At 72.3% G+C, this 11,747-nt stretch carries 12 protein-coding genes; 4 read left to right on the top strand and 8 right to left on the bottom strand.

From position 1 onward, the window contains the following. Nucleotides 1-45: 45 nt before the first annotated feature. Nucleotides 46-465: a DoxX family protein gene (locus tag ACQSSQ_RS15980; protein ID WP_431328105.1), complete on the top strand. Its 420-nt coding sequence runs from the start codon at nucleotides 46-48 to the stop codon at nucleotides 463-465. 75 nt (nucleotides 466-540) lie between these two features. Continuing rightward, nucleotides 541-2,658 (top strand): M1 family metallopeptidase, encoded by a 2,118-nt coding sequence (locus tag ACQSSQ_RS15975; protein ID WP_431328104.1) that lies wholly within the window; start codon nucleotides 541-543, stop codon nucleotides 2,656-2,658. Nucleotides 2,659-2,678: 20 nt separating this feature from the next. On the opposite strand, the gene ACQSSQ_RS15970 is transcribed toward ACQSSQ_RS15975, so the two are convergent. The 7 genes from ACQSSQ_RS15970 to ACQSSQ_RS15940 all read right to left on the bottom strand — a co-directional run bounded on the left by ACQSSQ_RS15970 (nucleotide 2,679) and on the right by ACQSSQ_RS15940 (nucleotide 7,978). Further along, nucleotides 2,679-3,158 (bottom strand): YqeB family protein, encoded by a 480-nt coding sequence (locus ACQSSQ_RS15970; protein WP_431328103.1) that lies wholly within the window; start codon nucleotides 3,156-3,158, stop codon nucleotides 2,679-2,681. Beyond that, nucleotides 3,155-4,474, bottom strand: coding sequence for an MFS transporter (locus tag ACQSSQ_RS15965; protein ID WP_431328102.1), 1,320 nt, complete (start codon nucleotides 4,472-4,474; stop codon nucleotides 3,155-3,157). Before ACQSSQ_RS15965 ends, ACQSSQ_RS15970 begins: the two co-directional genes overlap by 4 nt. A gap of 80 nt (nucleotides 4,475-4,554) precedes the next feature. Then, nucleotides 4,555-5,163 carry an ArsR/SmtB family transcription factor gene (locus ACQSSQ_RS15960; RefSeq protein WP_431328101.1) on the bottom strand — a complete coding sequence of 203 codons (609 nt, stop codon included), beginning with the start codon at nucleotides 5,161-5,163 and terminating at the stop codon, nucleotides 4,555-4,557. Nucleotides 5,164-5,229: 66 nt separating this feature from the next. Continuing rightward, the gene (locus ACQSSQ_RS15955) at nucleotides 5,230-6,225 is read right to left on the bottom strand and encodes a phosphatase PAP2 family protein (protein ID WP_431328100.1); all 996 of its coding nucleotides are present in this window, start codon (nucleotides 6,223-6,225) and stop codon (nucleotides 5,230-5,232) included. 27 nt (nucleotides 6,226-6,252) lie between these two features. Continuing rightward, nucleotides 6,253-7,512 (bottom strand): RNA polymerase sigma factor, encoded by a 1,260-nt coding sequence (locus tag ACQSSQ_RS15950; RefSeq protein WP_431328481.1) that lies wholly within the window; start codon nucleotides 7,510-7,512, stop codon nucleotides 6,253-6,255. A gap of 5 nt (nucleotides 7,513-7,517) precedes the next feature. Further along, nucleotides 7,518-7,859, bottom strand: coding sequence for a YciI family protein (locus tag ACQSSQ_RS15945; RefSeq protein ID WP_431328099.1), 342 nt, complete (start codon nucleotides 7,857-7,859; stop codon nucleotides 7,518-7,520). Continuing rightward, nucleotides 7,856-7,978: a hypothetical protein gene (locus ACQSSQ_RS15940; RefSeq protein ID WP_431328098.1), complete on the bottom strand. Its 123-nt coding sequence runs from the start codon at nucleotides 7,976-7,978 to the stop codon at nucleotides 7,856-7,858. Before ACQSSQ_RS15940 ends, ACQSSQ_RS15945 begins: the two co-directional genes overlap by 4 nt. Nucleotides 7,979-8,080: 102 nt before the next feature. Here ACQSSQ_RS15940 and ACQSSQ_RS15935 point away from each other — a divergent pair, with 102 nt between their 5' ends. Together ACQSSQ_RS15935 and ACQSSQ_RS15930 are read left to right on the top strand one after the other, a co-directional pair. Further along, the gene (locus ACQSSQ_RS15935) at nucleotides 8,081-9,013 is read left to right on the top strand and encodes a M15 family metallopeptidase (RefSeq protein ID WP_431328097.1); all 933 of its coding nucleotides are present in this window, start codon (nucleotides 8,081-8,083) and stop codon (nucleotides 9,011-9,013) included. A gap of 102 nt (nucleotides 9,014-9,115) precedes the next feature. Beyond that, the gene (locus ACQSSQ_RS15930) at nucleotides 9,116-10,549 is read left to right on the top strand and encodes an HNH endonuclease signature motif containing protein (protein WP_431328096.1); all 1,434 of its coding nucleotides are present in this window, start codon (nucleotides 9,116-9,118) and stop codon (nucleotides 10,547-10,549) included. Between the two features lie 41 nt (nucleotides 10,550-10,590). Here the strand turns inward: ACQSSQ_RS15930 and ACQSSQ_RS15925 are convergent, their stop codons facing one another. Continuing rightward, entirely contained in the window at nucleotides 10,591-11,679 is a 1,089-nt protein-coding gene (locus ACQSSQ_RS15925; protein WP_431328095.1) for an ATP-binding protein, read from the bottom strand. Nucleotides 11,680-11,747: the final 68 nt, after the last annotated feature.

Here is an 11,747-nt window from a genome sequence, read left to right as displayed (position 1 = left end):
CGCAGTTAGGGTGACGCGAACGCCGGACGCAGAAGCGAGGTCCCCATGTCCGACACCGCGACGGAGCCGCTGTCCGTCCCCCGCACGATCGGGCGGCTCGCGCTCGGCGCCTTCCTCCTGACTGCCGGCATCAGCCACCTCACGTGGGCGCGACGCGAGTTCCTCGCGCAGGTCCCGGACTGGGTGCCGCTGGACGGGGACACGGTGGTCATCGCGTCGGGGTTCGTCGAGATCGGGCTCGGCGGCGCGCTGATCGGGCTGCCCGGCAGGCGGGTGGCGGTCGGGTGGCTGACGGCGGCGTTCTTCGTCGCGATCTTCCCGGGCAACATCTCGCAGTACGTCACGCACACCGACGCCTTCGGGCTCAACGACGACCGGTCGCGGGCGATCCGGCTGCTGTTCCAGCCGCTGCTCGTGCTCTGGGCGCTCTGGGCGACCGGGGCGTGGCGGGACCGGCGCCGCTGACGCTCTGTCGCAGCACTTGCACCTCCCGGCAAGCAGGCGCACGCTGAGGAGCGACCAGGATCTTTGGAGGTCCCCATGCGTCGCACCTGGCTCGTCCTCGTCTCGGTCCTCGCCGCGCTCGCGCTCGGCGCCGCGTTCCTCGCCGGTCCCGCCTCCGCGCGATCACGGCCGCACTTCACCCCGGGCGCCGCGGGCATCGGCGACCCGTACTTCCCGACCGACGGCAACGGCGGGTACGACGCGCGCCACTACGCGCTCGACGTGCGCTACGACCCGGCGACGGACCGGCTCGTGGGCGACGCCCGCATCAAGGCACGGGCGACGCAGAACCTGTCGCGGTTCAACCTGGACCTGGAGGGCCTGACCGTCCGGTCCGTGTACGTCAACGGCCGCCGCGCGACGTGGCGGCACAGCGGCGGCGAGCTGACCGTGATCCCGCGCAAGGGCCTGCGCAAGCACAGCACCTTCCTCACGGAGGTCCGGTACGACGGGGTCCCGGCGACCCTCGAGGACGGCTCCGGCTTCATCCACACCGACGACGGGGCGCTCGTGGTCGGGCAGCCTCACGTCGCCGACACCTGGTACCCGGTGAACGACCACCCGAGCGACAAGGCGTCGTACTCGTTCCGCATCACCGCGCCGCAGGGCCTGAAGGCCGTCGCCAACGGCGTGCCGCGGGGGCACCGTACGAAGCACGGCTGGACCACGTGGTCGTGGGAGGCGCGTGAGCCGATGGCGTCGTACCTGACGACGGCGACGATCAGCGAGTTCCGCGTGAAGGACTACCGCCACGACGGGATCCGGGTGATCGAGGCGATCGACCCGAAGCTCTACGAGCCGGTGCCGCCGCGCACGGGCGAGCAGTACGCGATCTCGCAGACGTCCACCGAGGCGCAGTCGTACAAGCGGCTGACCCGGACCGTCGCCGTCCCGGCGGCCGGCGGTGAGCTCTCCTTCTGGGTCGACCGCTCGACCGAGCAGGACTGGGACTTCTTCTTCGTCGAGGCGCGCACCCCGGGGGCCGACGACTGGACGACGCTCCCCGACCTCGGTGGGAAGACGAGCACCAGCACCGGTGACTCGTGCCCGTTCTGGCTGTCGCTGCACCCGTTCCTGTCGCACTACCAGACGGCGCAGGCGGACGGCACGTGCACGGCGACGGGCAGCAGCGGGGCGTGGAACGCCGCGACGGGCGACTCCGACGGGTACGAGCAGTGGCGCGTCGACCTCGGCGCGTGGGCTGGGCAGTCGGTCGAGATCTCCCTCACCTACGCCAGCGACGACATCGTCCAGGGCGGCGGCGTCTTCGTCGACGACGTCACGACGCCGACCGGTGCCGGCAGCACCTCGTTCGAGGACGACGGCGACGAGCTGGACGGCTGGGTCGTCCCGGGTGCCCCGACGGGGAGCGACCCCAACCCCAACGACTGGATCGTCGGGACGCCCGACGAGGGGCCCGCGACGCTCGGCGACAATGCCGAGGCCGCGTTCGCGAAGCACCCGCAGATCCTCGACTTCCTGCAGGACACCTTCGGTGACTACCCGTTCTCGGCCTCCGGCGGCATCGTCGACGCCCACGCCGGGCTCGGCTTCGCGCTCGAGAACCAGACGAGGCCGATCTACGCGCAGGAGTGGTTCGGCAGCTCCGAGGAGGTCGCCGAGGGTGTGATCGTCCACGAGCTGGCCCACCAGTGGTACGGCGACAGCCTCGCGCTGAAGCGGTGGAAGGACATCTGGCTCAACGAAGGGTTCGCCTCGTACGCCGAGTGGCTCTGGTGGGAGGACCAGGGCGTCGCCACGGCGCAGGACATCTTCGACGCGACGTACGCCTCCCACCCGGCGGGCGACCCGTTCTGGGAGCTCGTGATCGGTGATCCCGGGCCCGACCACCTGTTCGACGGAGCGGTGTACGACCGGGGTGCCATGACGCTGCACCAGCTGCGGGTCACGGTCGGCGACGACGACTTCTTCGCGATCCTGCGGGGCTGGGCGGCGCGCTACGAGGGCGGCAACGTCACGACGCCGCAGTTCATCGCGTTCGCCGAGCGGGTGTCGGGTCAGCAGCTCGACGGGCTGTTCGACGCGTGGCTCTACACCGGCAGCCGTCCGGAGGTCGCGGCCCCGTTCGCGGCCCGGCGGTCGCCGGTGACAGGCCTGCCGCCGCTGGTGAGCGAGCGGCTCGGGAGGGGCTGACCCGGGGCTGCGTCGGTGCCTCAGACCCCTTCCCACGGGTAGCCGTGGCGGCGGAACGCGTCCGCCACGGCGTCCCGGCTCGCCTCGACCTCCTGGTCGAAGAGACGCCGTCCGTCGCGACCGTCGATGACGACCGTCTTGCCGTCGCGGTAGACGGCCACCACCTGCGTACGGTCGATCCGTCGGCGGTCGTCGCGGTGGTGCACGACGAGCCCGTCGTCGTCGACCTCGAGCCGGTACGCGTCGGTGATCACCACCAGCGCGACGGCGAGTCCGACGACCAGGCCGATCACGGGTCGTACGACCCACGCCCACGGCTGGTCGAACGAACCGACCCACTGGAGCGGTCCCTTGAACGGGACGACGGGCACGTCGGCCAGCCATGCCGCGAGCAGCGGGGCGAGGAGGAAGACGAGCAGCCCGCCCCCGCCGAGGATCACCGCCGTGCCGATCTTGTCCTCACGGGAGTAGCCGAGCGTGGTGGGCGGTTCGACGGTCACGGAGCCGACCGTACGGGGGTGCGCGGGCCCGTGGCATCGGCCGATGGGCTAGGGGGCATCGTCGAAAGGAGGGGGTCGACGGAGGTCGGCAGCTCGACGACGCGTCCGACCGGCGTCGCGAGCATCGCCGTCCACGCCAGCAGGTGCACGCCCGCCATCAGCAGCATGGTCGGGCGGGTGCCGACGCTGTGCGCGAGCACTCCCGCCGTGAGCCCGGCGAGCGGCATCGCGCCGTAGTTCACCACCTGGCTGGCGGTGACCACGCGGCCGAGCAGCCGGTCCGGGACGTACCGCTGCCTCCACGCACCACGGATCACGTTGCCGCACACGACGAACGCGCCCACGAGGACCAGCCCCGCCACCGTGATCGCCACCTGGTCCCGACGCACCGGCAGAGCGACGAGCAGGGCCGCGGGCCCGCTGAGGACGAGCAGGCCTGTCGACGCACGTCCGGTGCCGATCCGTCGTGCCAGCGGGACCGCGACGAGCGCTCCGAGGACACCGCCGAGACTGCCCAGCATCATCACGAGACCTGCGTACGAGGCGGAGACGCCGAGGACGTCGACCAGGTACACGACGAGCAGCGTGGTGAAGCCGGTCAGGCCGAAGTTGGACACGCTGCCGACCACGACCATGGGCGCCAGGAAGCGGTCGCGACGGACGAACGCCACGCCCTCGGCGATCTGGTGCCGGAGGCGGACGGCCGCGTCGGGCCGTGCGCCCGCAGCGGCGCGCGGACGCACGCGCCGCAGGCACACGGCGGAGACGAGGAAGCCCACGACGTCCAGCAGCAGCCCGGTGGAGGCGGACACCACGGACACGACCAGGCCGCCGAGGCCCGGTCCGGCCACCTGCGTGAGCGACTCGGTCCCGAGGAGCCGGGCGTTGGCCGCCTCGAGACGGCTCGGCTCGGCGACCAGGGGGACGAGCTTCGTCCCGGCGGTGCGCGAGAACACGCTCGCGGTGCCGGTGGCGAGCGCCACGACCACGAGGTGGCCGAGCGTCAGCATCCCGGCCCAGCCGGCGACCGGCACCGTGACGAGCGCCGCGGCGGCCGTGAGGTTGGCGGCGATGATCACCGGCTTGGGAGTCCGGCGGTCGATGAGGGCGCCGGCGAGCAGGCCGACGAGCACCCACGGGAGCCAGGCCGCGGCGGTGAGCAGACCGACCCACAGGGGCCCTGCGTCGAGCTGGACGAGCGCGAGGACGGGGACGAGGAAGGCGCTCGTGGCGTTCCCGAGGAGGCTGGCGCTCTCGCCGGACCAGAGGTAGCCGAAGCCGGTGCCTGACGAGGGTCGTCGTGCGGTGCGGGTCATCACTTCCCTCCTCGGGGCAGGACGGCATCACCTCGGGTCGAGGTGTCGGGTGCGACGGTGACGTGAGGTCGAACGACGGGTCAGGGCTGGTGCGGGAACCCCCGGGAGAAGACGAGGATCGGCTCGCGCGCGGCACCGTCGTCGGGAGTCGGTCGCGCGTGCCAGCGGGTGAGCAGCGCGACCATCTCCTCGGCGAGCTCGCGCAGCTCGTCCGGCGTCAGGTGCAGCCAGGTCTGGGTCGCGAACGCGGCGTCGTCCCAGTCCGCCGCGGACGGGGCGTTGGCGAGCCAGGCGCGTGCGGCGTCGACCTGACGCTGCAGGGCGAGGGACTCGGCGGCGAGCGCGGCGTCCACGGCGACCGTGTCGCCCGCGAACTCCGCGCGTGACCACCGCAGCGACGTCGAGACCTTGCGCCACCAGCGCTCGCGACGGTCCTTGGCGAGCTCGGGGGCCTCTTCGACGAGCCCTGCCTCGTGCAGGACCTTGAGGTGGTGGCTCGCGCTGCCGACGGCCTGGCCGGTGCGCTGGGCGAGCATCGACGCCGTCGAAGGTCCGTCGACGGTCAGTGCGTCGAGCATGCGCGCACGGAACGGGTTCGCGAGCGCGGACAGCGCCTTGGCGTCGGTGATCGTACGGCGGTCCGGGTCGCCGGTCACGTGCTCGTGGTCGTGGTCGTGGTCATCGCCCATGATGGCGACGCTACGCCCACAAGGAGCATTGTGCAAGAACTCTTGTGCAACACACCTTGTGGATTGCTACCGCCTGGCGGGCTCCTCCGTACGTCGCGGATAGATCGTCTTCCGTCCCAGGAAGACTGCGGCGAAGGCGATCGCGATCCCGGCCACGTCGTCGGCGACGTAGTGCCAGCCGAGGTAGAGCGTCGCCACGATCGTGGCGAGGACGAAGACGCCGAGCACCCAGCTCAGACGCCTGAGCCCGTAGTAGCGCGCCATCAGGAAGACCAGCGTGGTGAAGGCGACGTGGAGGCTCGCGAACGCGGAGATCTGCGCGAGCGCGTCCGGCGCCTCGGGGTGGGCCAGGAGGTGCTCGCGTCCGACGACGTCCTTCTCCCACATGTCCTGGATCGCGGTGCGGGGCAGCCCCGCGTACTCCTCGGGCAGCCGCCAGAACGGGCCGAGCGACGGGATCAGGTAGTACGACCCCACGCCGAGGATCCACGCCCACATCCCGCCCACCACCATCACGAACCCGTGGCGGACGCGTTCGGTGAACACGAGCGAGCCGACGAGCATCGTCGTGACGACCGGGGTGAACGCCATGTAGACCGCCGACACGACGTACATCGCCGTGTGCTCGCCGAGCAGGTCGTGGAGGACGGCGCCGGGCGTGCTGCCGAGGAACAGCCAGCGGTCCCAGCGCAGCAGCAGGTCGTCGCGCGGGTCGAGGAGGACGTCCCAGCTCTTGAGGTTGTGGTAGCAGAGATAGACCAGGTAGTACGCGACCAGCGCGCTCACCGCGAGCGCGATCCGGCGCGGCGTCCACCTCGCCCGGAGGGTGGCGAGCGTCGCGCGAACCGACCACGGGCGGGTCCGCCAGGCGGCGTCGGCCAGCGCGAGCACCGCCAGGCCGGGGAGGGCGATCGCCAGCCGGGAGAGGAAGAAGGCGTTGCCCGGGTCGCGCACCGGGATCCCGGCAACGCGGGAGCCGATCAGCGTGACGACGGCGAAGCCGGCGACCACGAGCCACGTCCGCCAGTACCAGCCGTGGCGGTTGCGGGTGTCCGGTGCCACCTGGGAAGGGTACGCCGCGGGGTGCCGTCAGGACGCGGAGCTCGCGGCACCGCGACGGCGTCGCTCGAGGAAGCGGCGCTCCACGTCGTTGTCGACCAGCGCGAGCGCGGCGTCGTACGCCCCCAGGGCCTCGGCGGGGCGACCGAGACGAACCAGGAGGTCGGCCCGCGTCGCAGGGACGAGGTGGTGGTGCCGCAGGGACCCGGTGCGGTCGAGCGCGTCGACCTCGGCGAGACCGGTCTCGAGGTCGGTGGCCATGGCGACGGCGACCGCGCGGTTGAGCGCCACCACGGGTGTCGGCTGCGCGCGGGTGAGTGCGTCGTACCAGCGGAGGATGCGGGGCCAGTCCGTTGCATCGGCCGAGGGCGCAGCCGCGTGGCAGGCGGCGATCTCCGCCTGGATCCGGTACGGACCGTACGCCTCACCGGGCGGGACGGCGTCGAGGCGCTCCACGGCGCGGGCGACCAGGCCGCGGTCCCACAAGGACCGGTCCTGCTCCTCCAGGGTCAGCAGCTCGCCCGCGGCGTCGACCCGCGCCGTACGCCGTGCGTGCGTGAGCTCCATCAGGGCGACGAGGCCGACCGCGTCCGGCTCCTCCGGGACCAGGCGCGCCACGGTCCGGCCGAGGTAGAGCGCCTCGTCGCAGAGGTCGCCGCGGACCAGCACAGGCCCGCGGGTCGCGGCGTACCCCTCGTTGAACAGGAGGTAGACCACCGCGAGCACGGCGTCGACGCGTGCTGCGAGCTGGTCGTCGGACGGGTCCGCGAACACGGAGGGGCCGAGCTCGCGCAGGCGGTTCTTGCCGCGGACCAGGCGCTGCGCAGCCGTCGAGGGGGAGATCGTGAACGCTCGCGCGACCTCGTCCGTGCTCAGACCGACCACGGTCCGCAGCGTGAGGGCCACCTGACTCTCGGTGGGCAGCGAGGGGTGGCAGCACGCCAGGACCAGACGCAGGAGGTCGTCGTCGATCACCGACTGCTCCGTCCCGCCGTCGTCGCCGTGCTCGGTCGTCGAGAGCAGCGCGAGCTTCGTCCGCTCGTTCGCCGCCCGCTTGATCCGGTTGCGGGCGTCGTTGCGGGCGACCGTCACGAGCCAGGCGCGCGGTCGCTCGGGGACGCCGTCGAGCGGCCAGCGGACGGAGGCGCGCGCGTACGCCTCCTGGGCGCAGTCCTCGGCAAGGGAGAGGTCGGAGGTCAGCCGGACGAGCGACGCGACGACCTCGCCCCAGTGCGCGCGGAAGGCGTCGCGGACGGGGTCCTCGGAGGCGGCCGCGGACGCCGACGGGATCGTGGTCAGCCCTCCGGGAACAGCGGCCAGAACGGCCGGATCTCGAGGGAGACATGGGCAGCGAGCGGATGCTCGGCGGCGATCGCCACCGCGGCGTCCATGTCGGGCGCCTCGAGGATGTCGAACCCGCCGATGAACTCGCGTGCCTCGGCGAACGGTCCGTCCGTACGCAGGACGGCGCCGTCGCGGACCCGTACGACCACCGAGTCGGTCGGCGGGGCGAGCCGGTCGCCGATGATCCGCGATCCCGCTTCATCGACCTTCTTCACCCACGTCGCGACGTCGGAGTCGGTCTCCGGCGGGAGATCGAGGTCAGGCTCACCCTGAACCAGCATCAAGAACTTCACAGTGCCTCCTCGGCTCGTGCGAGCCACCAGACATCTTGCTCCTCCGTCGGGCCGTCGTCACGTGCTGCGTCCTGGGCACCCGTGTGGAGCACGAGGCAGGCGAGCATCAGGTGGTCCATCATTCCTCCTCTGAGCTGTCGGTCACCCCTCGGACAATCGGCGAGGGCGGGGATCGACAGTCGCGGAGAACTTTTTCGGGAGCCGCTCCTAGACTCGAAGGGGTGCGGCACCGCGTACGGACCTCGTTCCCCGCCCTCGGGCTCGGTCTGGCTCTCCTGCTCGCGGGGTGCTCGGGCGACCCGGCCGCGGATCCGACGGCGGATCCGACGCCGGATCCGACCTCCGTGCCGACGACGTCGTCTGCGCCGTCGACGTCGGTCAGCCCCACCACGGTGGCGCCTGCCCCGACGACCGCGCCCACCGCTGCGCCCACCTCCGCTGCTCCGGGCACGGTGCCGCCGGCGTGGCTCGGGACGCGCGTCCTGCCGCGTACCGAGGCCGGCTTTGGCGAGGTGCGCCCGACTCCTCGTGAGCTCCGCAACCGCCGGTTCACCCTTCCGGACCAGCTCCCCGCGCTCCCGGGCGCGGGCTTCGCGAGCGAGGTCGAGTCCCCGGCGCCGGACGCCGTCATCGCCCGCTCGACGTGGCGGCGGGGATGTCCGGTCGGACGTGACGACCTGGCCTGGGTACGGCTGACGTTCTGGGGCTTCGACGACTCCCGCCACACCGGCGAGCTGCTGGTCAACACGGCGGTCGTGGACGACGTCGTCCGCGCGTTCCGCCGGCTGTACGCCCAGCGCTTCCCGATCGAGGAGATGCGCATCACCCGCGCCGCGGAGCAGACCGCGCCGCCGACCGGCGACGGCAACAACACCGGTGCGTTCAACTGCCGCCCGACCCGCGGGACCACGACGTTCTCGCAGCACGCGTACGGCCTCGCGGTCGACGTCAACCCGTTCCAGAACCCGTACGTGAAGGGCGACGTCGTCCTGCCCGAGCTCGCGTCGTCGTACGTCGACCGCGACCGGGTCCGTCCGGGCATGATCACCGCCGACGGGCCCGTGGTCCGGGCGTTCGCGGCGGTCGGGTGGGGCTGGGGCGGGAGCTGGCAGAACCTGAAGGACTACCAGCACTTCAGCCGGAACGGACGCTGAGGACGACGGTCGGTGTCGCCCGCACCTGGGGACAACGCCTTGGCGTGGTGCGCCTGTGCACGACCGGTCCGCGTGTCGCCGTGGTCTCCTAGGCTTGGACACATGTTCGATATCGGTGCAGTCGTGGCGCTCGACGAGGCGGTCGACGCCCTCTGCGCGCAACCGGTCGGCTCGGCCGACAGCGCGCAGACGCGGATGCTTCTGCGCCGTCTGCAGTCGGGGATCGACCGGCTGGAGGCCCTGAAGGCAACCGGGCTCGACCACCTCGAGGAGACGGGAGCGTTCGCCGACGACGGCGCGTCGTCCTCGCTGAGCTGGGCGCGCCGCGAGCTGAGGCTCAACGACGGCGAGATCAAGAAGCGGCGCGCAGCCGGCAGGTCGATGCGGCTGCTGCCCGAGCTCGGCGAGGCGGCGCGGTCGGGCGAGGTGCGGCTGGACCACGTTGCCGAGTTCAGCGCCGGCATCACCAAGGTGGGTCTGGAGGAGATGGCCGAGGCGACACCGGGGATCCTGCTCCCGCTGGCCCGGGTGGCCGGGAGCGCCGAGCTGGCCAAGGCGATCGGCCGCATGGAGGACGTCGTCCACCCCGAGCGCCTGGACGAGCAGTTCAAGCGCGGGATGGACAAGCACGACGTGACCCTGACCCGGTGCGGGTCGGGCTACCACCTGGTCGGCTTCGTCGACATCCCGACCGGGGCCAAGATCGCGACCTGGCTCGCGGCGGCGTCGGCGCCGCGCGATGCCGACGACGACCGCACGGGCGCTCAGCGTCGCCTCGACGCGATCCGCGACCTCGTCGACACCACCCTGCGTCACGGGATGCCGTCGGACCGTGGTGTGCGGCCGCAGCTGCACGTGATGGTCGAGGCGGAGTGGCTGGCAGGGCAGCGCGGCGCCGAGGGACCGACGCTGAGCGGGTTCGGTCCTGTGGGGCCCGAGCTGTTCGGCTACCTGACGTGCGAGGCCGACGTGACGCCGGTGCTGGTCGACGGCGTCACGGGCGGCGCGACACCGCAGGCTGACGTCCTCAACGTCGGGCGGACGTCGCGGCTCGCGACACCCAAGCAGCGCGTCGCGGTGCTGTCCCGCCAGGGCGGCAGGTGTGCCGCTCCGGGCTGCCGGCACACGGTCCTCGAGGTCCACCACACCTCGTGGTGGGCCCGCGACGGAGGGCGCACCGACATCGACGAGCTGGTCGGGTTGTGCAGCCGCTGCCACTCCGCGGTCCATGCGGGGCGCCTCCACGTGGCGCCCGACGGCCGACGAGGGTTCGTGTTCCGCCGCGGGGTCGGCACGGCCGGCACCGTGCTCGAGGACCACGGGCGCGTCCAGGCGCACCGGTTGGGCCGCTATCTGCGCGCCCTCTCGGTGCCGGATGGTGGTCAGAGGCGTGATCCGCGGGGTGATCCGCGGGGCGATCCGAGGGGTGATCCGCGCGGCGACCGGGACGAGGAGGATGCGGCGGACGACGGTGACCTGCGTGACGACGCCGACGTCCCGCTCGTCCGGTGGTGCGCCGACCAGGCGACGCCATGAGGGTTGGCTGAGGACGGTGCGGAGGTGCGGTGCGTTGCGGGTCAGAGGGGCACGTGTACGTCGGAGCCGCCCTCGTGGGTGAGGCGCGGCGCGACCTGGACGACGCCCGGAGTCGGGGCGAAGCCGCCGGCGAACAACGCCTGCCCCTGGGCGAAGCTGCCTGACCGGGCGAGCAGGTCGGCGGGCGCGTACCCGAAGTACTCGCCGAGCTCAGCCAGGTCGCGCGGCGAGCTCATCTTCATCAGGCCGAGGTTGTCGCACTGCGAGAGGGCGTTGGGGTGGATCTTGGAGGGCCGCTGCGTCGATAGGAGCAGCCACAGGCCATACTTCCGTCCCTCCGCGGCGATCTGCACGATCCGCTCGGTGAGCACCCGCTCGAGCGGCGTGATCGGGTCGGCCGGGCAGAGGTTGTGCGCCTCGTCGATCACGATCAGCACCGGCCGGCGCGACTCCCGCGTGGCCCACAGGTGGTCGAGCATCCCGAGCGCCGCAACCTTCGGCTCGTCCGGCGCATGGAACCCGCCGAGGTCCATCACCGCCGCGTGCGGCCGTTCGTCGATCACGGCCTCCGCCGACGGGCCGCCCCACGCGAAGACGTCCCACCGGAGGACGCCCAGGTTCTCCAGACGGGTCAGCAGCTTGCGGCGGCCCGGGTCCTCGGAGGTGCGCAGGGACTCCACGAAGCCGGACCGGTCCACAGCGCCGCCGTAGTCGTCCTCGAGGTGCAGGAGCAGGTTGTACTCCTCGGCGTCGCGGACCGGGTCGATGCGCAGGACCGCCGCCTTGGAGCGGAGGTCGAGGTCGAGGTAGCGCACGCACAACCGGCCGGGCGCCTCCGCCCGCGGACGGAGGATGCGCAGGTCCAGCCCGGCGAGGCGCGAGGCGCTCTCGCTCGCCGCGTCGTCGCGGGTCTCGCCGAGGTGGACGAAGTCCCCGTTGGGGTCGAGGACGAGGATCGGCAGACGGGTGTTCAGGAGCAGCTGCTCGAGCACCACCCCGAGCGCGTACGTCTTGCCCGAGCCGCTCTGCCCGCACCAGAACGTGTGCCGGTTGAACCGGGACGCATCGAGGTGCGCAGGGGTGTCGTCCTCGGAGTCGACGAGGGCGCCGACGGGAAGCTCAGCGGTCATGCGGTGACCCTAGTGGCGGATCCGTGCCTCGGCTGGCGAGATGCATCGCCTGCGACTGGACCGGTCCC

Source organism: Mumia spirodelae, assembly GCF_050632745.1.
Classification (GTDB): domain Bacteria; phylum Actinomycetota; class Actinomycetes; order Propionibacteriales; family Nocardioidaceae; genus Mumia.
Note: the sequence above shows the minus strand (reverse complement) of the source record. Positions and strands in the feature narration are given on the sequence as shown.